At 65.0% G+C, this 20,666-nt stretch carries 20 protein-coding genes; 11 read left to right on the top strand and 9 right to left on the bottom strand.

The annotated features are described in order from the left end of the window. Positions 1-51: 51 nt before the first annotated feature. The 11 genes from ATE59_RS09325 (at position 52) to ATE59_RS09375 (ending at position 12,811) form a co-directional block, all read left to right on the top strand. The gene (locus tag ATE59_RS09325; protein ID WP_058812204.1) at positions 52-909 is read left to right on the top strand and encodes an SDR family NAD(P)-dependent oxidoreductase; all 858 of its coding nucleotides are present in this window, start codon (positions 52-54) and stop codon (positions 907-909) included. After that, on the top strand, positions 906-2,345 hold the full coding sequence (locus ATE59_RS09330; RefSeq protein WP_058812205.1) for an MFS transporter: 1,440 nt from the start codon (positions 906-908) through the stop codon (positions 2,343-2,345). The genes ATE59_RS09325 and ATE59_RS09330 overlap by 4 nt, the downstream gene beginning before the upstream one ends. Then, a complete protein-coding gene (locus tag ATE59_RS09335; protein ID WP_058812206.1) occupies positions 2,342-3,793 on the top strand; it encodes an MFS transporter in 1,452 nt (483 codons plus the stop codon). Before ATE59_RS09330 ends, ATE59_RS09335 begins: the two co-directional genes overlap by 4 nt. A gap of 113 nt (positions 3,794-3,906) precedes the next feature. Next, positions 3,907-5,199, top strand: a complete 1,293-nt coding sequence (locus ATE59_RS09340; protein WP_058812207.1) for an acyl-CoA dehydrogenase family protein — start codon at positions 3,907-3,909, stop codon at positions 5,197-5,199. A 92-nt stretch (positions 5,200-5,291) separates the two neighbouring features. Beyond that, a complete protein-coding gene (locus tag ATE59_RS09345) occupies positions 5,292-6,383 on the top strand; it encodes a Zn-dependent alcohol dehydrogenase (protein ID WP_058812208.1) in 1,092 nt (363 codons plus the stop codon). Then, complete coding sequence (locus ATE59_RS09350) at positions 6,380-7,453, top strand: phosphotransferase family protein (protein WP_058812209.1); 1,074 nt, start codon at positions 6,380-6,382, stop codon at positions 7,451-7,453. Before ATE59_RS09345 ends, ATE59_RS09350 begins: the two co-directional genes overlap by 4 nt. Next, complete coding sequence (locus ATE59_RS09355; protein WP_058812210.1) at positions 7,450-8,226, top strand: SDR family NAD(P)-dependent oxidoreductase; 777 nt, start codon at positions 7,450-7,452, stop codon at positions 8,224-8,226. The genes ATE59_RS09350 and ATE59_RS09355 overlap by 4 nt, the downstream gene beginning before the upstream one ends. Beyond that, a complete protein-coding gene (locus ATE59_RS09360) occupies positions 8,226-9,029 on the top strand; it encodes an SDR family NAD(P)-dependent oxidoreductase (protein WP_058812211.1) in 804 nt (267 codons plus the stop codon). Before ATE59_RS09355 ends, ATE59_RS09360 begins: the two co-directional genes overlap by 1 nt. A 12-nt stretch (positions 9,030-9,041) precedes the next feature. Beyond that, positions 9,042-10,244 carry a serine hydrolase domain-containing protein gene (locus ATE59_RS09365; protein WP_058812212.1) on the top strand — a complete coding sequence of 401 codons (1,203 nt, stop codon included), beginning with the start codon at positions 9,042-9,044 and terminating at the stop codon, positions 10,242-10,244. 155 nt (positions 10,245-10,399) lie between these two features. Continuing rightward, positions 10,400-12,433, top strand: a complete 2,034-nt coding sequence (locus tag ATE59_RS09370) for a 3-hydroxyacyl-CoA dehydrogenase NAD-binding domain-containing protein (RefSeq protein ID WP_058812213.1) — start codon at positions 10,400-10,402, stop codon at positions 12,431-12,433. Positions 12,434-12,574: 141 nt separating this feature from the next. Then, complete coding sequence (locus tag ATE59_RS09375) at positions 12,575-12,811, top strand: hypothetical protein (protein ID WP_058812214.1); 237 nt, start codon at positions 12,575-12,577, stop codon at positions 12,809-12,811. 251 nt (positions 12,812-13,062) lie between these two features. Here the strand turns inward: ATE59_RS09375 and mmsB are convergent, their stop codons facing one another. From mmsB to ATE59_RS09420, 9 genes are all read right to left on the bottom strand, one after another. Further along, on the bottom strand, positions 13,063-13,938 hold the full coding sequence (mmsB, locus tag ATE59_RS09380; protein ID WP_058812215.1) for a 3-hydroxyisobutyrate dehydrogenase: 876 nt from the start codon (positions 13,936-13,938) through the stop codon (positions 13,063-13,065). 152 nt (positions 13,939-14,090) lie between these two features. After that, complete coding sequence (locus tag ATE59_RS09385) at positions 14,091-14,873, bottom strand: enoyl-CoA hydratase-related protein (RefSeq protein ID WP_058812216.1); 783 nt, start codon at positions 14,871-14,873, stop codon at positions 14,091-14,093. A 97-nt stretch (positions 14,874-14,970) separates the two neighbouring features. Further along, the gene (locus tag ATE59_RS09390) at positions 14,971-16,017 is read right to left on the bottom strand and encodes an enoyl-CoA hydratase/isomerase family protein (RefSeq protein ID WP_058812217.1); all 1,047 of its coding nucleotides are present in this window, start codon (positions 16,015-16,017) and stop codon (positions 14,971-14,973) included. Positions 16,018-16,147: 130 nt separating this feature from the next. Further along, the gene (locus ATE59_RS09395; protein WP_058812218.1) at positions 16,148-17,293 is read right to left on the bottom strand and encodes an acyl-CoA dehydrogenase family protein; all 1,146 of its coding nucleotides are present in this window, start codon (positions 17,291-17,293) and stop codon (positions 16,148-16,150) included. 47 nt (positions 17,294-17,340) lie between these two features. After that, positions 17,341-17,649, bottom strand: a complete 309-nt coding sequence (locus ATE59_RS09400; RefSeq protein WP_058812219.1) for a GIY-YIG nuclease family protein — start codon at positions 17,647-17,649, stop codon at positions 17,341-17,343. 42 nt (positions 17,650-17,691) lie between these two features. After that, the gene (locus tag ATE59_RS09405; RefSeq protein WP_003041387.1) at positions 17,692-18,096 is read right to left on the bottom strand and encodes a RidA family protein; all 405 of its coding nucleotides are present in this window, start codon (positions 18,094-18,096) and stop codon (positions 17,692-17,694) included. Continuing rightward, entirely contained in the window at positions 18,089-18,400 is a 312-nt protein-coding gene (locus ATE59_RS09410; protein ID WP_082657374.1) for an I78 family peptidase inhibitor, read from the bottom strand. The genes ATE59_RS09405 and ATE59_RS09410 overlap by 8 nt, the downstream gene beginning before the upstream one ends. A 21-nt stretch (positions 18,401-18,421) precedes the next feature. Then, a complete protein-coding gene (locus tag ATE59_RS09415) occupies positions 18,422-18,988 on the bottom strand; it encodes a hypothetical protein (protein ID WP_231737232.1) in 567 nt (188 codons plus the stop codon). Positions 18,989-19,075: 87 nt separating this feature from the next. After that, a complete protein-coding gene (locus tag ATE59_RS09420; protein WP_058812220.1) occupies positions 19,076-20,572 on the bottom strand; it encodes a CoA-acylating methylmalonate-semialdehyde dehydrogenase in 1,497 nt (498 codons plus the stop codon). Positions 20,573-20,666 lie beyond the last annotated feature (94 nt).

The following is a 20,666-nucleotide window of genomic DNA, read 5'->3' on the forward strand; positions in this document are numbered from 1 at the left end:
GCCCTCCCACGCGCCTAAGCTAAGTGGCAAAAGAAAACGGGAGAGCAGGAAATGCGATTCGCAGGCAAGGTCGCCGTCGTCACCGGCGGAGCATCGGGTATCGGCAAGGCGGCCGTTCTGAAACTCGCGGGCGAAGGCGCCCATGTTTTCGCCGCCGACATCGACGAGGCGGGCGGTCAGGCGCTTGCCGCGGCGTCGAACGGCCGGATCGAATTCATCCGGTGCGACGTCACCGTCGCGTCGGACATCGAAGCGCTGATGGACGAAGCCGCGAAGCGCGGCGGCGGCATCGACATCGTGTTCAACAATGCCGCCGCAGGCGGCGACCGCGCCCCGATCGACGAAATCACGCCCGACGGATGGGACTGGACGATGAACCTCGTCCTCAAATCGGTCGCGATGGGCATCCGCTATGCCGCGCCCCATATGAAGGGCCGCAAAGGCGCCGCGATCGTCAACACTGCGAGCGTCGCGGCACTCGGCGCCGGCTATTCGCCGACCGCCTATGCCGTCGCCAAGGCGGGCGTGCTGCATCTGACCAAGGTCGCGGCGACCGATCTTGCCCAATATGGCATCCGCGTGAACGCGATCTGCCCCGGCTTCATCAACACCAATATCTTCACCACCTCGCTCGACGTGCCCGACGAAAGCAAGGATGCGGCCAAGGCGGTGATTGCCGAAATGAGCGCGCATGCGCAGCCGGTCGCGCGCGGCGGCCAGCCCGATGATATCGCCAATGCCGTCGCCTATCTGGCGAGCGAAGAGGCGAGCTTCATGACCGGCACCCATATGCTGGTCGATGGCGGTCTGACGATCGGCCAGCGCCACGCCTGGGATCCCGAAGCGCCCGGCCTGTTCGACGCCCTGATAGCCATGGAGGATGCGGCCAAGGCCGGAGCCGCGGCGTGACCGCCGAGACCCCGGCGCAGGCGCGCCTGCCGCTCGGGCTCAAATTATTCCACGGCCTCGGCAGCGTCGCCTATGGGGTCAAGGACAACGGCTTTTCGACCTTCCTGCTGATCTTCTACAGCCAGGTGGTCGGGCTCGATGCGAGCCTTGTTTCGCTGGCGCTGATGTTCGCGCTGCTCGCCGATGCCTTCGTCGATCCGCTGATCGGCTATTTTTCGGACCGCACCTATACGCGCTGGGGCCGCCGCCATCCGTGGCTCTATCTCGCGCCGCTGCCGCTCGGGCTCGCCTGGATGCTGCTGTGGTCGCCGCCCGACGATCATACGCACATCTTTGCCTATCTGGTGGTCGTCGCGGTACTGGTGCGCACGCTGGTATCGTGCTGCGAAGTGCCGTCGCAATCGCTCGTCGCCGAACTGACAAGCGATTATGACGAGCGCACCGCGCTGGTCCGCTTCCGCTTCCTCTTCGCTTGGGGCGGCGGGCTGCTCGTCTTCTTCCTCGCCAACACCGTTTTCCTGCGGCCCGACGCGACGCACAAGTTCGGGCAGCTCAATCCTGCGGGCTACTGGCTCTACGGCCTGTGCGGGGCGATCATCATGGCGGTGACGGTCTTCATCTCCGCGCTCGGCCAGCATCGGCGCATAGCGCATCTGCCCGCGACGAAGCCCGAACCCGGAACGCCCCGGCGCGCCTTTGCCGAGATTTGGGAATCTCTGCGCCACCCGGCGGCGCTGATCCTGCTCGGCGCCTCGTTGATCGCGATTTCGAGCACGCAGATGACCTTCACCATCTCGAACTTCCTCTATCTTTATGTCTGGCGCTTTTCCGATGGCGCCTTCGCGGCATTGCCGTGGCTGCTGATGGTCAGCGTCCTGCTGTCCTTCGTGTTCGTCCAGCCACTCCACCACCGGTTCGGCAAGAAGCGCGTCGCGGTGGTCTGCGGGATCATCAGCACGACGTTCTGGGTGGCGCCGTTCGGCCTGTTCCTTTCGGGCCATTGGCCGGGAACCGGCTCCGCCTTTTCGAGCAATCTGCTGATGGGCTTCATCCTCGTTTCCAACGTCAACGCGGTGATGGTGATGATCTCCGCACAGTCGATGCTCGCCGACGTCGTCGAAGCGTCGCAGGTCGAGACCGGGCGCCGGACCGAGGGGGTGTTCGCCGCAGGCTGGATGTTCGTCCAGAAATGCGCCACCGCCGTAGGGATCGGCCTCACCGGCCTGCTGATCAGCCTGTCGGGCCTGCCGGCGAAAGCCGTTCCCGGCGAGGTTGCACCGCAAGTGGTCGACCGGCTGGTCGTCAGCTACAGCTTGATCGTGATCGTCGCGACGATCCTGTCGACGTGGATCTTCGCGCGCTTCCCGATCAACCGCGCCGACCATGAAGCCCGCGTCGCCGCACTGTCCGCATCCGAAACGATCGCGCTGCAATGAGCGCCAATATTCTCCCCGGCGCGCTGCCGACGCGCATCAAGGTGGCGCATGGCGTGGGTGCCGTAACACTCGGAATCAAGGAGTCGGGGCTCACCACCTTCTTCATGATCTATTACAACCAGGTGCTCGGTTTCGATCCGCGCGTCGTGTCGCTCGTGTTGATCGGCGCGATGGTTGTCGATGCCATCGTCGATCCGATGATCGGCCGGCTGTCGGATGCGACGCGAACCCGGCTTGGGCGGAGGCTGCCCTGGCTTTACGGCGCCGCTCTGCCGATGGCGATCGTGTGGACGCTGCTGTGGGTGTCGCCCGATATCGCAAAACATTCGACGTTGGGCCTGTTCCTCAATGTCGTGGCCGTGCGCATATTGGTGTCGGCGTGCGAAATTCCGTCGATCTCGCTCGTCGCCGAACTGACGCGCGATTATGACGAGCGCACCGCGTTGATGCGCTATCGCTTTCTGTTCGGCTGGCTGGGCGGCCTGCTTGCCGTCGCGCTTGCCTATAATGTCTTTCTGGTCTCCGACGATCCCGCGCGCAGCGGCTTGCTCGAGACATCCGGCTACACCGCCTACGGTCTGTTCGGCGCCGCCATGATCTTGCTGACGACGCTGGCGTCGGCGTTCGGTCAGCAACGCCGCATCCTGTCGCTGCCGCCTCCGCCGCGCAGGCCGCACGGCCATTCGATGCTCGCCGACATCCTGCTTGCCTTTCGCAACCCGGCGTTTCTTGCGCTGGCGTCCGGCGCGCTGTTCGTCACGGGCGCCTATGCGACGACGATCGCGTCGACCAATTATATGATGCTCTATGTCTGGCAACTCAGCGACGCACAGCTGCGTTTCTATCCTGTCGGGCTCGCCGTCGCGGTCTTCGGCGCTTTCGCGGCGGTCGGCCATGCGCACCGCCGCTTTGGCAAGCGCGACAGCGCGATCGGTGCCGCGCTCGCGAGTGGCGCGATCGCTTTCCTGCCCTATGCCGCGCGCAATCTGGGTTGGTGGCCCGATCTCGGCGGATGGTCTTCCATGATGCTTCTGCTGTCGTTGCAGACCCTGTCGCTGTTCGGGTTGGTGGTGGCAACCATTTCCACCTCGTCGATGGTTGCGGAAATCGTCGAAGCGCATGAGGTCGATCATGGCACGCGGATCGAGGGTGTCTTCTTCGCCGGCTATCTGATGGTCCAGAAATTCGGGCAGGCGCTCGGCATCTTTCTCGTCGGCCAGCTTGTCGCCTTTGCAGGGTTGAGTGATCAAGTGCGGCCCGAGGACTGGCCAGCCAGCACTGCCGCGGCAATGGCGTGGATTTTCGCCGGATTGATGATTTTGATTTCGGTCATGGCGACCATTGGCCTGCGGCGGTATCCGATCGACCGGGCCAGCCACGAGGCACGGCTCGCCGCCCTCGCCTCGACGGGCGGCGCAGCGGCCGATAGCCAAGGGCCGCGGCCGTAACGGAAGATTGCGCGGGCAGCGATGCCGGGGCAATTTTCTGCGCCGCGGGTCTTGGCAAAGGGGGGCGAATCGGTCCAAAGGCTTACGTGAACGTAAAGGGAAAGGATGCAGCGATGGATTTCGACTTCACCGACCGGCAGGTGCACTGGCGCGACCGGGTGCGCGAGTTCATCGACCGCAAGATCCGCCCCGCCGTTGCGACCTACAAACAGCAGGATGCGAGCGGCGACCGCTGGAAAGTCATCCAGGTGGTCGAGGATCTGAAGGCCGAGGCGAAGGCCGCTGGCATCTGGAACCTGTTCATGCCGCCGCGCAGCAGTGCGCACCACCATGTCGACGAGACGTTCGAATTCGAAGGCCCGGGGCTCACCAACCTCGAATATGCGCTGTGCGCCGAGGAAATGGGCCGCGTCGGCTTTGCGAGCGAGGTGTTCAACTGCTCGGCGCCCGACACGGGCAATATGGAAGTCTTCCACCGCTATGGCACCCGCGCGCAGAAGGACAAGTGGCTCGCCCCACTGATGAATGGCGAGATTCGGTCGGCCTTCCTGATGACCGAACCCGCGGTCGCCTCGTCCGATGCGACGAACATCGAAACGCGGATCGAACGCGACGGCGACGACTATGTCATCAACGGCGTCAAATGGTGGTCGTCGGGCGCGGGCGATCCGCGCTGCAAGGTCGCGATCGTCATGGGCAAGACCGACTTCGGCGCCAAGCGCCACGCGCAGCAGTCGATGCTGGCGGTCCCGATGGACGCGCCGGGCATCAACATCCTGCGCCACCTCCCCGTCTTCGGCTATGACGATGCGCCGCACGGTCATATGGAAATCGAGCTCAAGGACGTTCGCGTCAAGGCCGAGGATGCGATGCTGCTCGGCGAAGGCCGCGGCTTCGAGATTGCGCAGGGCCGCCTCGGGCCCGGGCGTATCCACCATTGCATGCGCACGATCGGCGTCGCCGAAGAAGCGCTCGAACGGATGTGCAAGCGGCTCCAGTCGCGCGTCGCCTTCGGCAAGACCGTGGCCGAGCACAGCATCTGGGAACAGCGCATCGCGCGGGCGCGCATCGACATCGAAATGACGCGCCTTCTGTGCCTGAAGGCCGCCGACATGATGGACAAGGTCGGCAACAAGTCGGCCGCGGCCGAGATCGCGATGATCAAGGTGCAGGCGCCGAACATGGCGCTGCAGATCATCGACGATGCGATCCAGGCGCATGGCGGCGGCGGCGTCAGCGAAGATTTCGGCCTCGCCAAAATGTATGCCGGCCAGCGCACGCTGCGCATCGCCGACGGTCCCGACGAAGTCCACGCCCGCGCCATCGCGCGCATCGAGCTGGCAAAACATTCGCCCGCCGCGCAGGACGATCGTTTCTCGTCGGGCGACATTGGCGTTACGCGTTAAACCGTCCCACGTCCGTTCGTGTCGCGCGAAGTCGAGACACGAACGGCCACAACCGGTTCTCGACGTCGCTCGAACCGAACGGAGAAGATACATTGACCAAAGCCGCCGTCCTGATCGAACCCGGCAAGCCCCTCGTCATCGAGGAGGTCGTCGTCGACAAGCCCGGCCCGCACGAGGTGCGCATCCGCACCGCCGCCTGCGGGCTTTGCCATTCGGACCTGCACTTCATCGACGGCGCCTATCCGCACCCCCTGCCCGCCATCCCCGGCCATGAAGCCGCCGGGATCGTCGAGGCGGTGGGCAGCGAAGTCCGCACGGTGAAGCCGGGCGACGCGGTCGTCACCTGCCTCAGCGCCTTTTGCGGCCATTGCGAATATTGCGTTACCGGTCGCATGTCTCTGTGCCTAGGCGGCGAGACGCGCCGACCGGCCGGATCGGCACCGCGCATCACACGCCCCGACGGATCGCCGGTGAACCAGATGCTCAACCTCAGCGCCTTTTCGGAGGTGATGCTGGTCCACGAACATGCGTGCGTCGCGATCGATCCCGAAATGCCGCTCGACCGCGCGGCGGTGATCGGCTGCGCGGTGACGACCGGCGCGGGCACCATCTTCAACGCCTGCAAGGTGACGCCGGGCGAAACGGTCGCGGTCGTCGGCTGCGGCGGCGTCGGGCTCGCGACGATCAACGCCGCCAAGATCGCAGGCGCCGGACGCATCATCGCCGCCGACCCGGTTCCCGAAAAGCGCGAACTGGCGATGAAGCTGGGCGCGACCGATGTCGTCGACGCGCTCGCCGACGATGCCGCCAAACAGATCGTCGAAATGACCAAGGGCGGCGTCGACCATGCGGTCGAAGCGGTCGGGCGTCCTGCCTCCGCCAGCCTCGCGGTCGCGTCGCTGCGCCGCGGCGGCACCGCGACGATCCTGGGCATGATGCCGCTGTCCGAAAAGGTCGGGCTGGGCGCAATGGACCTGCTTTCGGGCAAGAAGCTGCAGGGCGCGATCATGGGCGGCAACCGCTTCCCGGTCGACATTCCGCGGCTCGTCGATTTCTACCTGCGCGGCCTGCTCGACCTCGACAGCATCGTTGCCGAGACGATCCCGCTCGACCGCGTCAACGAAGGCTTCGACAAGATGCGAAAGGGCGATGCCGCGCGGTCGGTGATCGTGTTCGACCAATGAGCGGCGCGATCGACGCGCAAAAGGCGTTCAGCGGCACCGTCGCGCCCGAGGGCGCCGACGTCCTCGACGAAGCGAAGCTGACCGCCTGGATGGAGGCCAATGTCGAAGGGTTCCAAGGCCCGCTGACGCAGAGCAAATTTGCCGGCGGCCAGTCGAACCCGACCTACAAGATTTCGGCGCCGTCGGGCAATTATGTGCTGCGGCGCAAACCCTTTGGCCCGCTGCTCCCGTCGGCGCACGCCGTCGACCGGGAATATAAGGTGCAGGCTGGCCTCCATAAGATGGGCTATCCGGTCGCGCGCCAATATGGGCTGTGTACTGATGACAGCGTGGTCGGCAGCTGGTTCTATGTGATGGGGATGGTCGACGGCCACACCATCTGGGACGGATCGATGCCGGGGTCGACCCCCGAAAACCGCCGCGCGACCTATTTCGCGATGATCGACGCGCTCGCGGCGCTGCACAGCGTCGATGTCGAAGCCGCCGGGCTTTCGGACTTCGGCAAGCCGGGCAATTATTTCGGCCGCCAGGTCGATCGCTGGACCAAGCAATATCGCCTCTCCGAGACCGAGACGATGGACGAGATGGAGCGGCTGATCGAATGGCTGCCCGCGACCTTGCCCGAACAGACGCGCACCAGCGTCGTCCACGGCGACTATCGGATCGACAATATGATCTGGGCCAAGGACCGGCCCCAGGTGCTGGCGGTGCTCGACTGGGAGTTGTCGACGCTTGGCGATCCGCTCGCCGATTTCACCTATGTCGCAATGGCTTGGGTGACCGAAAACGGCGGCCGTTCGGGGGTGATGGACCTTGATCGCGCGGCGCTGGGCATTCCCGAACTCGACGAGGTGGTCGATCGCTATTGCGCCGCGACCGGGCGCGACAGCGTTCCCGACATGAACTGGTATTTCGCCTATAATTTCTTTCGCCTCGCCGGCATCATGCAGGGGATCAAGAAGCGCGTCATCGACGGCACCGCATCGTCCGCCCATGCCAAGGCGATGTCCGAACGCGTCCTGCCGCTGGCGCAAAAGGCGTGGCACTTCGCGCAGCAGGCCGGCGCATGAGCCTGTTCGACATGACCGGGCAGGTCGCGCTGATCACCGGATCGTCGCGCGGCATCGGCAAGGCGACCGCCGAAGCGATGGCCGAACAGGGCGCCAAGGTCGTCATCTCGAGCCGCAAGCAGGATGCTTGTGACGCGGCGGCGGCCGAGATCAACGCGAGACATGGCGACGGCACCGCGATTTCGGTTGCCGCGAACATCTCGTCGAAGGAGGATCTGCAGCATCTCGTCGACGCGACGCGCGCCGCCTTCGGCAAGATCACCGCGCTCATCTGCAACGCGGCGTCGAACCCCTATTATGGTCCCGGCCTCGGCATCAGCGACGACCAGTTCCGCAAGATCATGGACAATAATATCCTGTCCAACCACTGGCTGATTTCGATGGTCGCCCCCGAAATGCTGGAACGCGGCGAAGGATCGATCACGATCATCAGTTCGATCGGCGGGCTCAAGGGCTCGCCGATCATCGGGGCCTACGGGATTTCCAAGGCGGCGGACATGCAGGTGGCGCGCAATTTCTCGGTCGAGTTCGGCCCCAGGGGTGTCCGCGTCAATTGCATCGCGCCCGGCCTGATCCGCACCGACATGGCGCGCGCGCTGTGGGAAAATGAAGAGAATCTTCGGCGTTCCACCGCGGCTTCGACGCTGAAGCGCATCGGCGAACCGCACGAGATCGCCGGCGCGGCGGTCTTTCTTGCCAGCAAGGCGGGGGCATTCACAACCGGCCAGACCATCGTCTGCGATGGCGGAGCCACGATATCGGGAGGCGCATGATGGGCGCATTGGACGGCAAGATCGCGATCATTACCGGCGCAGGCAGCGGCATCGGCCGGGCAAGCGCGCTGCGCTTCGCCGCCGAAGGCGCGAAACTCGTCATCGGCGACAAGAGCGCGGCGGTGCATGACACGGCGCAGGCGGTAAAGGACGCGGGCGGCACTGTCGTCGCGCTGGAAATCGATGCCGGGGTCGAGGCTGATGTTGCACGGCTGGTCGCGACCGCACAGGAAAATTACGGCGGGATCGACATCGCCTTCGCCAACGCCGGGATCATCGGCGACATGGGCGGCATCTTCGACATCTCGCCCGATGCCTGGGCCGAAACGCTGCGCGTCAACCTGATCGGCCCGGCGCTGATGGTGAAACATGCGGGCAAGGCGATGGTCGATCAGGGCCGCGGCGGCGCGATCCTGCTGACCGCGAGCGTCGCGGGGATCAATTCGGGCGCCGGCCCGGCCGCCTATTCGGCGTCGAAGGCGGGGGTCATCAACCTCGCCAAGACGGCAGCGCAGCAGATGACTTCGGCCAATGTGCGCGTCAACGCGATCTGCCCCGGCCTCACCGAAACCGGGATGACCAAACCGACCTTCGACTATGCAAAGGAGAAGGGCGTCACCCACAAGATTGGCCAGCTCAACCCGCTGAAGCGCGCCGGCCAGCCCGAGGAGCTCGCCAATGTCGCGCTCTTCCTGCTCAGCGACCAGGCAAGCTACGTCAACGGACAGGCGATTGCGGTTGACGGGGGCCTCACCAGCTCGCACCCGGTGACGCGCCAGCTTCTCGGCCAGACATCGCACTAAGGACGACGCCCCATGGGTCACGGATTCGATACCGCGCGGCTGGACCGCATTCCCGCCTTTCTCGACGCCAAATATGTCGGCGCCGGCCGCCTGCCGCATGCGGCGACGCTGGTGTCCCGGCGCGGCGAGATCGCGCATCTGTCGTGCATCGGCGAAGCGCGTCCGGGCGAGGCGCTGAAAGAGGATGCGATCTTCCGCATCGCCAGCATGACCAAGCCGATCACCAGCACCGCCTTCATGATGCTGGTCGAGGAGGGCAAGGTCGCGCTGTCCGATCCGCTGGTAAAGTTCTGCCCCGAGTTCAAGGACACCGGCGTCTTCGTCGCGGGCGGCGGCAATGTGCCCTTCCTGACCCGGCCGCCGGTGCGCCCGATCCTGATGGTCGATCTGCTGCGCCATACCGCCGGCCTAACCTACAGCTTTCAGGAGCGCACGCCGGTCGACGCCGCCTATCGCAAGACCAAGATCGACGATTTCGACGCCGATTATACGATGGACAGCTTCATCGCGGGGCTCGCGAAAATCCCGCTGCAGTTCGATCCCGGCGCGCACTGGAATTATTCGATGGCGACCGACGTCCTCGGCGCGGTGATCGAGCGAATCGAGGGCAAGCCCTTTGCCCAGGTGCTGCAAGAACGCATCTTCGGCCCCCTCGGCATGGTCGATACCGGGTTCAAGGTGCCTGCGGACAAACAGCATCGGCTGACCGACTGCTACGCCTTCGACCCGAAGGACAAGATGAAGGGCTTCGACAGCGGCGACCGCAGCCGCTGGGCAAAGGACCGCAGCTTTCATTCGGGCGGCGGCGGACTCGTCTCGACGCTGGCCGACTATCACCGTTTCTGTCTGATGCTGCTCGGCGGCGGCAAGTTGGAGGGCACGCGGATCATCAGCCGCAAGACGCTCGCCCTGATGACCGCGAACCACCTCGTCGGCGGCGGCGACCTGACGCAGCATAGCGTCGGCATCTTTTCCGAGGACGAAAATGCCGGGGTCGGCTTCGGGCTCGGCTTCGCGGTCACGCTCGACCCGGCGGCGGCGGGCATCCCCGGCTCGGTGGGCGATTTTTATTGGGGCGGCATGTTTTCGACCGGCTTCTTCGTCGATCCGGTCGAAGAAATCTGCATGGTGTTCATGACCCAGCTCATGCCCTCGTCCACCTATCCCGTGCGCCGCGAGGTCAAGACGCTCGTCCACGCCGCGATCGACGACTGAAATGATGTATATGTTCGAATAAAAAAGCCTGTGTCCCCGCGTAGGCGGGGACCCATCTCCTGCCGGTGCCAAATCGTGCCGTCCGGTGATGGACCCCTGCCTTCGCAGGGGCACAAGGCTTTTCTGACAGGCTTTAGATTGAGAGGAGCTTTCCCATGTCCGATGAAACCCCCGTTTCCGTCACGATGCAGAAGGATGGCGAGATCGCCGTCGTCATCGTCAACAACCCCCCGGTCAACGCCCTGTCGTGGCATGTCCGTCAGGGGCTGAAGGATAATTTCGAAGCCGCGCTCGCCGATGACAGCGTCAAGGCAATCGTGCTGCGCTGCGATGGCGCAACCTTCATCGCCGGCGCCGACATCAGCGAATTCGGCAAGCCGCCGCGCGGTCCCGATTTCAACGCCGTGCTCAACATGATCGAAGCCGCGACCAAGCCGGTCGTCGCTGCCATCCACGGCACGGCGCTCGGCGGCGGCCTCGAAACCGCGCTCGTCTGTCATTATCGCGTCGCGGTCCCGTCGGCGAAACTCGGCGTGCCCGAGGTGAAACTGGGCCTGCTGCCCGGCGCGGGCGGCACGCAGCGCCTGCCGCGCGTCGTCGGGGTCGAAGCCGCCGCGACGATGACCTCGCTCGGCGACCCCGTCCCCGCGCCACGCGCGAAGGAGATGGGCCTTGTCGACGAACTGGCGGGTGAGGACAGCCTTGCCGCCGACGCGATCGCCTTTGCCCGCGCCAAGATCGCCGACGGCCCGCGCCCGACGCGCGAGCGCGCCGTGTTCGGCGACGCCGGCGTCATCGAAAAGCTGAAGACCGCGAACGCGAAGCGCTGGCGCGGGTTCGAGGCGCCTTATGCGAACCTCGCCTGCGTCGAGGCGGCGACGCGCCTGCCCTTCGACGAAGGGCTCGCCTTCGAACGCCAGGAATTCATGAAGCTGATGATGGGCAGCCAGTCGGCGGCGCAGCGCCACATCTTTTTCGCCGAACGCCAGGCGGCGAAGATCGACGGCCTGCCCAAGGACACGCAGCTGCGCGACATCAAGAAGGTCGGTATCATCGGCGCCGGCACGATGGGCGGCGGCATCATGATGAATTTCCTGCAAAAGGGCTTTCCCTGCACCATCGTCGAGATGCAGCAGGAAGCGCTCGACCGCGGTCTGGGCGTGGTGCGCAAGAATTATGACGCCAGCGCCGCGAAGGGCCGCTTCAAGCCCGAACAGGTCGATCAGATGATGGGGCTCATCACCCCCGCTCTCGAACTCGACGCGCTCGCCGACTGCGATCTCATCATCGAGGCGGTCTACGAGAATATGGACGTCAAGAAGGACATCTTCGGCAAGCTCGACAAGATCGCAAAGCCCGGCGCCATTCTGGCGTCGAACACCAGCTACCTCGACGTCAACGAGATTGCAGCGTCGACGAGCCGCCCCGGCGACGTGCTCGGCATGCACTTCTTCTCGCCCGCCAATGTGATGAAGCTGCTCGAAGTGGTGCGCGGCGACAAGACCGCGCCCGACGTGCTGGCGACCGCGATGGCGATCGGCAAGAAGATCGGCAAGGTCGCCGTCGTCGCCGGCGTCTGCCACGGCTTCATCGGCAACCGCATGCTCGCACCGCGCCAGATCGAGGCACAGAAGCTGTTGCTCGAAGGCGCGACCCCGGCGCAGGTCGACAAGGTGCATGTCGATTTCGGCATGCCGATGGGACCGTTCCAGATGAGCGATCTTGCCGGCGTCGACATCGGCTGGCACCGCGACCCGAACCGCATCGAAAGCATCCGCGACGCGCTGTGCGCCGAAGGCCGCTGGGGCCAGAAGAAGCAGGCGGGCTTCTATGACTATGACGACAAGCGCAATCCATCGGAAAGCCCGCGCGTTGCCGAGATCATCGAGGAGTTCCGCCAAAAGGCGGGCATCCAGAAGCGCGAGATCAGCGATCAGGAAATCGTCGAACGCACGCTCTATCCGATGGTCAACGAAGGCGCCCTGATCCTCGCCGAAGGCAAGGCGCAGCGCGCGAGCGACATCGATGTGGTGTGGATCTATGGCTATGGCTGGCCGGTCTATCGCGGCGGTCCGATGTTCTGGGCGGGCCTTGAAGGCACCGACAAGATCGCCGCGGCGCTGGAAAAGCACGGCTTCACCGTCGCGCCGCTGCTCGCCGAGAAGGCTGCGGCGAAAGCGGGCTTCTAAGCCAGCACGAAACGAAGAAAGGGCCGCCTGTCCCCGCTTGGGTCAGGCGGCCCTTCTTTTGTCAAAATCCCGGCGACCGGTCGCAAAAACAGCAGCGATTCGGGGTTAAGATCATGGCGGCATCGGCCGTTAGGGCAGAGCATGAACGCCATGTCCTTCGCCCTCGCCCTGCTCGTCGCCGCGGGCGCACCGACGGCGGCGCAAGCCCCGCCGCCGCAGGCAAGCGCCGTGGGCATCGCCCGCGCGCGCATATTGGCTCCGGCCGAGGTGCGGCGGGTAAACGGCCGGCTGGAATTGCGCGCCGGAGACAGCAAAGCGCCCACGCAGGTGCATCGCACCAAAAGGCTCGATGGCGGCGAGACGGCGGATTTTTATTGAAATGGTGCCGGGCCGCGGTGGGTCCGGTTACGACCGGTAGCGGTCGTCGGGCGACCTTTCTTCCATCGTCATCCCGGCAAAGGCCGGGATCTCATCCTATCGTGGTAACGCACCGGCGAGATCCCGGCCTTCGCCGGGATGACGAGAGTGATTAGACAACGTCCGCTCCCCTCCCCAAAGTCGTCGTTCGCCGTCGATCTGGGTCGTATGACCGGAATCGACCCCAAAACCGTCACGGGCGGCGTTGCCGCTCAATCCTGCAATGTCTTGATGATCGCGGAAAAATCATGTCCGCCGTCGTCGGCGGCGACGAACGCTTCATAGAGTTCTCGAGCCTTCGATCCCATCGGGACCTCAGCCTCGACGCTCGCCGCCGCTTCCATCGCGAGGCGGAGGTCCTTGAGCATCAGGGCTGCGGCGAACCCGCCCTTGTAATCATTGTCGGCGGGCGTCGTCGGCCCGACGCCCGGGAGCGGCGCATAGCTGGTGAGCGACCAGCATTGCCCCGACGACACGCTGGCGATGTCGAAGAATTTCTGCGGATCGAGCCCGAGCTTCTGCGCGAGCGCAAGCGTTTCGCAGGTCGCGATCATCGAGGCGCCGAGCAGCATATTGTTGCAGATCTTCGCGCCCTGCCCCGCGCCCGCGTCGCCGGCGTGGATCACCGCCTTGCCCATTTTCGCGAGGATCGGTTCGGCGCGCGCGAAGCCTTCGTCGGTGCCGCCGACCATGAAGGTCAGCGTGCCCGCGTTGGCGGCGGCGATACCGCCCGAAACGGGTGCATCGACCGCGACGAGGCCCTTCGCCGTCGCGGCCTCGATATTCGCCCGCGCGGTCGCGACGTCGATCGTCGAGCAGTCGATGAGCAAGGTGCCCGGTGCGGCGTTCGGGAAGACGTCGGCTTCATAGACCGAGGCTACATGCTTGCCCGCGGGGAGCATCGTCACCACCGCTTCGGCGCCGGTTACGGCGTCGGCCGCCGATGTGGCGCGGGTGCAGCCGGCTTCCACCGCCCGCGTCAGCGCCTCTTCGCTGAGGTCGAAGGCGCGGACGTCGTGGCCCGCCTTCGCAAGGTTCGCGGCCATCCCGCAGCCCATGTTGCCGAGTCCGATAAAGGCGATTTTCATAACTCTCTCCACAAACCTCAAAGGCTTGTGTGTCCCCGCGAAGGCGGGGATCCATCATCCGGCAGTTTGAAATTGCGCCGTCCGATGATGGGCCCCCGCCTTCGCGGGGGCACACAGCTTCTCACTCAAAAAATGGACTACATTCGAGACGATCACCGCCCCTTCCACACGCCTTCGCGCTTTTCGATGAAGGCGGCCATGCCTTCGGCCTTGTCCTCGGTCGCGGCGAGGATCTGGAACAGGCGGCGTTCGTAGAGAAGGCCCTGGTCGAGCGTCGTTTCGAACGCGGCATTGACCATATCCTTGTTCACCATCGCGGCCATCGGCGGCATGCCTGCGATCGTGGTCGCGGTCTTCACCGCTTCGTCGACCAGCGTTTCATGCGCGACTACCCGCGCGACGAGGCCCGAACGCTCGGCTTCGGCGGCGTCCATCATCCGGCCGGTCAGGCACATTTCCATCGCCTTCGCCTTGCCGACCGCGCGGGTCAGACGCTGCGACCCGCCCATGCCGGGCGCGACGCCGAGCTTGATTTCGGGCTGGCCGAATTTCGCCTTTTCGCTGGCGATGATGAAGTCGGCCATCATCGCCAGTTCGCAGCCACCGCCCAAGGCAAAGCCGTTGACCGCGGCGATCCAGGGCTTCCTGACCTTCTTCACGAAGTCGCTCGTCCATTTCGAGAAGAAATCCTCGAGATAGAAATCGGCGGCGGGCTTGTCGGCCATCTCCTTGATGTCGGCACCCGCGGCAAACGCCTTGTCGCCCGATCCGGTGAGGACGGCGCAGCGCTGGCTGTCATCGGCCTCGAACGCGGCAAAGGCCGCGATCAGATCGTCGAGGACACCCGAGTTCAGCGCATTCAGCGCCTGCGGGCGGTTGAGCGTCACCAGCGTGACGGCGCCGCGCTGTTCGACGAGGAGGGTTTCGTAGGTCATTCGGTATCTCCGGATTTTCGTCATGCCGGACTTGATCCGGCATCCATTCCTCCCACCAAGGCAGAATGGACCCCGGATCAAGTCCGGGGTGACGAGTTTATGGTAGCGGGGTCCATGTCTCATTCTCGGGCAGCGGCGCGAAGATCGCGTCGATCCAGTCGTCGGTGACCGCTTCGGGGGTCGGCGGGTCCCATTTCGGGCTGTTGTCCTTGTCGATAATCAGCGCGCGGACGCCCTCGATGAAATCGTGCATCTGCACCACCCGGCTGCCGATCGCATATTCCTGCGTCATCTGCGCGGCGAAGTCGTGCATCTCACCGCCTTCCTTGAGCTGGCGGAGCGCGACCTTGCAGGTTTGCGGCGATTTGCCGTGGAGCGTCGCCAGTTCCTTTTCGGCCCATTCGCCGCCATCGGCTTCGAGCGCAGCAAGAATCTCTTCATAGCTGTCGCTGGCGAACAGGCGGTTGATCCGGTCGATATGCTGCATGATCGCGGCGGGCGGCGCGGTGACCGACAGCTCGCCCAATATGCCGCCGATGCGATCGGGGTGCTGCGCGATGCGCGCCTTCGCCTCGGCGAGTTTTTCGGAGGGCAGATAGTGGGTGGCGAGGCCCAGTGCGAGGCATTCGGCCCCGTCGAGCCGCGCGCCGGTGAGCGCGAGATACGCGCCGACGCGCCCTTCCAGCCGCGGCAGATACCAGCCGCCGCCGACGTCGGGGAACAGGCCGATCCCGGTTTCGGGCATCGCGAAGCGCGTATGTTCGGTCGCGACGCGATATTTCGCCGGCTGCGAAATGCCGACGCCGCCGCCCATGGTGATGCCGTCCATGAAGGCGACGACGGGCTTCGCATAGGCGAAGAGCAGATGGTTGAGGCGATATTCGGTGTGGAAGAACTGCCGCGCCTCCGCCCCGTCCTTCGCGCCGCTTTCCGCGAGCATGCGAATGTCGCCGCCGGCGCAAAAGCCGCGGCCTTCGCTATGGTCGATGATCACTGCCTCGACGGCATCGTCATCGCGCCATTCGAGCAGCGCGTCGATCATCGCCCGGCACATCGGCAGGTTGAGCGCGTGGATCGCCTTCGGACGATTGAGCGACAGGCGGCCGGCGCGGCCGTCGATCGAGATGAGGATGTCGTCGGTCATACAAGAGGTCCTTCGAGACGGGCCTTCGCCAGGCTCAGTCCCTCCTCAGGACGAACGGCGGCAAAGGAAACCCGTTTGTGCTGAAGAGCCGCTGAGCCTGTCGAAGCGGCGTCTCGAAGCATCGTCTTCATCATTGGCGTAGCAAATCCCTTCCCACGATCATTCGCATGACCTGGTTCGTCCCTTCGAGGATCGAATGGACGCGCAGGTCGCGCCAGAAACGCTCGATCGGATAATCCTTCAGATAGCCGTAACCGCCGAACAATTGCAGCGCGTCGTTGACGATCTTGCTGCCGTTATCGGTCGCGAGCCGCTTCGCCATCGCCGAGAAGCGCGACTTGTCGGGGGCGTTGGCGGTGACTTTCGCGGCGGCCATGTAAAGCAGCGCGCGCGCGGCTTCGAGGTCGGTCGCCATGTCGGCGAGCATGAACTGGGTGTTCTGGAAATCCGATATCGGCTGTCCGAACTGCTGGCGATCCTTGGTATAGGCGATCGCCTCGTCGAGGCAGCGCTGCGCGCCGCCCAGCGAGCAGGCGCCGATGTTGAGGCGGCCGCCGTCGAGCCCCGCCATCGCAAAACGGAAGCCGTCGCCCTCGGCGCCGACGCGGTTTTCGACCGGCACCTTCACATTGTCGAAGATCACCTGTGCAGTCGGCGAGGCGTTCCAGCCGAGCTTGCGTTCCTTCGCGCCGAAGCTGACCCCGGGCATGTCCTTTTCGATGACGAGGCAGCTGATGCCCTTCGGTCCCGGCTGGCCGGTGCGCACCATCGTCACATAAAGGTCGTTGACGCCGGCGCCCGAAATGAACTGCTTGGTGCCGTTGACGACATAATGGTCGCCGTCGAGCGTCGCGGTGGTCTTGAGCGCCGCGGCGTCGGACCCCGAACCAGGTTCGGTGAGGCAATAGCTGGCCATGCGGTCCATCGTGACGAGATCGGGAAGAAATTTCGCCTTCACCGCAGCGCCGCCGAAGCTGTCGATCATCCAGCTCGCCATATTGTGGATCGAGATGAAGGCGCTCGTCGCAGGGCAGCCGTAGGACATCGCTTCCATAATCAATGCCGCCTCGAGCCGGCCGAGGCCGATACCGCCCGATTCCTCGCTGACATAGATCGCCGCAAAGCCGAGTTCGGCCGCCTGCTTGATCACGTCACGCGGGAAATGCGCCTTTTCGTCCCATTCGGCCGCAAAGGGCGTGATGGCGTCGGCGGTGAACTTGCGCGCCATGTCCTGGATCGCGCGCTGGTCGTCGGTAAGCTGGAACTGGTCGGTCATATCTCTTCTCTGTCGTCATGCTGACGAAAGTCAGCATCCATTCCGAACTATGGTAAAGGTCGGAAGCCGAGCCTCACGGCCCAATCCTCCCAAAAGGGGTTTTCCTTTTCGATCAAGGCAATCTTCCATTCACGCTTCCACGCCTTGAGTTGCTTTTCGCGCGTGATGGCCGCATCCATGCTCGCGTGCGTTTCGTGGAAAACGAGCCGCTTCACGCCATAGCGTCTGGTGAAACCGCCCGTGAGACCTTCGCGATGCTGATGGACACGCGCCATCAGATCGGACGTCACGCCGATGTAGATCGTGCCGTGACGACCACTCGCCATGATATATACGCAGGGATGCCGCTCTCGCATTTTGCACCTCCCGACGAAGCGCCGAATGGATGCTGACCTTCGTCAGCATGACGATTCTGAGAGGATCGCCTCGGCCTCGATTTCGACTTTCCATTCGGGGCGGATCAGCGCCGGAATGACGAGCATCGTCGCGGCGGGGCGGATCGCGCCGAATATGGCGCCATGCGCCTGTCCGACGCGATCGGCATCGGCGGCGTCGGTGATATACATGCGGGTGCGCACAACGTCGGCGAAGCTGCCGCCCAGGGCTTCGAGCGCTTCGCCGATGATCGTCAGGCAGCGCGCCGCTTGCACTCCGGCGTCGCCAACGGTCGACGAACCGTCGGGCTCGATCGGCGCGCAGCCGGCAACGTCGATGCGATTGCCGACCCGGACCGCGCGGCTGTAACCGTACACGGGCTCAAAGGGCGACGCCGAGCCGTGATTGCGCCGCCAGCCGTCAGCCACACGTAACCTGCGTGATCTTGTAGGCGTCGTCGTACATGACGTTCACCCGGTCTTGCCGATAATCCATCGTCATCGCGCTGCGCGGCGGCCCCCAGCGCAGCGTGCGCGCGCCGGTCGCTTTCAGGATGGCGCCGCCCAGATCGGGGCTCGCGGTCTGGCCGACATAGCTTTGCGCCGCATCGGCGCTGCACGTCATCGCGGCCGGCGGCGGCGGCCCGGCATCGGAGGGAGAACCGTCCCCGGTGCCGGCGCAGGCGGCGAGCGGCAGGACGGCAGCGAGGGTCAGAAAACGGATGTCCATCATATATCTCCCTTTCTTCGCAAGTCAGGCACAGCGGGTATAGCGCATCGCGTCGGGCGCGGCACCATCGCCATAATCGCGGCGGACGAGCGTCTTGCCACCGTCGGCGAGGCCGAGCAGCATCAGCCGGTCCCACTGCTGTCCCTCGCCGCTGAATTTATAATCGGCGACGATGCGGTTCGCGTCGCGATCGCGAACCCGCGCCAGATCGCCCGCAGATTCGAAGAAGCGCAGCGTCTTTGCGTCGATCACCAGCGCGGTCAGGTCGGTGCCGGGACGCGCGCCGCAATCCTCCGCCTTCAGCGCCCAGCGACCGCGGATGGCAACCGGAATCGCCTGCCCGCCGATACCGACTCCCGCTTCGGGTGCCTTGGGCGGGGCCACCGACGGATCGGCAACATAGGTGAGGTCGGCATCGCTGGCGCCGCCCGGGGCGGGCGCCGGCTGGGCGGGCGCGCTTTGCGAAGGCCCGGCCGGCGTATCGGCCCCCCGTTCCTCGGCGGTGGGCGCGTTGTTATCAGTGTCATCGCTGCCGCCGCTGCACCCGGCAAGCAGCAACAAGGGAGCGGAAAACAGCCAGCGCGTCATCATTCGATCTCCTGCACGGCGCCAGCGACCGGCCGGCGCCCCCACAGGAAATGCCCGATGACGGGGACCGGTTTCATCGCCCGCGCGCCGTCAGCCCATGGTCGGGATGACGAAGGCGTTGCCGCCGTCAGGCGACCCATCGGGCCAGCGCGCGGTCACGGTCTTGACCTTGGTCCAGAATTTGACCCCCTCCATGCCGTGCTGGTTGGTATCGCCGAACGCCGAGCGCTTCCAGCCGCCGAAGGTGTGATAGGCGACGGGCACCGGAATCGGCACGTTGATGCCGACCATGCCGACATTGACGCGCGCGGCAAATTCGCGCGCGGCGTGGCCGTTGCGCGTGAAGATGGCGACGCCGTTGCCATACTGATGCTTCGACGGCAGTTCTAGCGCGGTTTCGAAATCGGGCGCGCGGACGATCTGCAGCACCGGGCCGAAGATTTCTTCCTTGTAGCTTTCCATCTCGGGGGTGACATGGTCGAACAGCGTCGGGCCGACGAAGAAACCCTTTTCATGCCCCTGCAGGCTGAAGCCGCGCCCGTCGACGACCAGCTCGGCGCCCTCTTCGGCGCATTTCGCGATCCAGCCTTCGACCTTTTCCTTGTGCGCCTGCGTCACCACGGGGCCGTAATGCGCATCGGGATCGGTCGATACGCCGACGCGCAGCGCCTCGATCGCGGGGACCAGCTTGTCGCGCAGCCGCTGCGCCGTATCCTCGCCCACCGGGACGACCACGGGCAGCGCCATGCAGCGTTCGCCCGCCGAGCCGAAGGCGGCGCCGGTCAGGTCGCTCACCACCTGGTCGAGATCGGCGTCGGGCATGACGATACCGTGATTCTTCGCGCCGCCCATCGCCTGCACCCGCTTGCCCGCGCGCACGCCGCGTTCATAGACATAATGGGCGATGTCCGACGAGCCGACGAAGCTGACCGCGGCGATGTCGGGATGATCGAGGATCGCGTCGACCATTTCCTTGTCACCGTGGACGACCTGGAAAATGCCCTCGGGCATCCCGGCTTCGAGGAACAGTTCGGCCAGGCGGACGGGAACCGACGGGTCGCGTTCGCTGGGCTTCAGGATGAAGGCGTTGCCGACCGCGGTGGCGACCGCGCCCATCCACAGCGGGATCATCGCGGGAAAGTTGAACGGCGTGATGCCGACGCCGATGCCGAGCGGCTGGCGCATCGAATAGACGTCGATGCCGGGGCCGGCGCCCTGCGTATATTCGCCCTTCAGCACGTGCGGGATGCCGCAACAGAATTCGACGACCTCCAGCCCGCGCTGGATGTCGCCCTTGGCATCGGCGATCACCTTGCCATGTTCGGCCGAGAGCATCTGGGCAAGCTCGTCCATATTGGCCTCGACCAGCCGCTTATATTCGAACATCACCCGCGCGCGGCGCTGGGGGTTCACCGCGGCCCAGGCCGGCTGCGCCGCCTTGGCCGCCGCGACCGCGCGATCGAGAAGCGCCTTGTCGCCAAGCGCCACCTGCGCCTGAACGCCGCCATTGTTCGGATCGAGCACGTCGCCGAGCCGTCCCGCATTGCCGCCGGCACCGCCGACGATGTGATGATCGATCTGTCGCATGAGGGTCGAGTCTCCCGTTTCTGACGTGTCGCAGCCACAAACCAAAACCGGCGCGATTGCAAGGGATAGACTTGCAGCTTTATCCTGCATATTT

It is taken from the genome of Sphingopyxis sp. A083 (assembly GCF_001468495.1).
Classification (GTDB): Bacteria; Pseudomonadota; Alphaproteobacteria; order Sphingomonadales; family Sphingomonadaceae; genus Sphingopyxis; species Sphingopyxis terrae.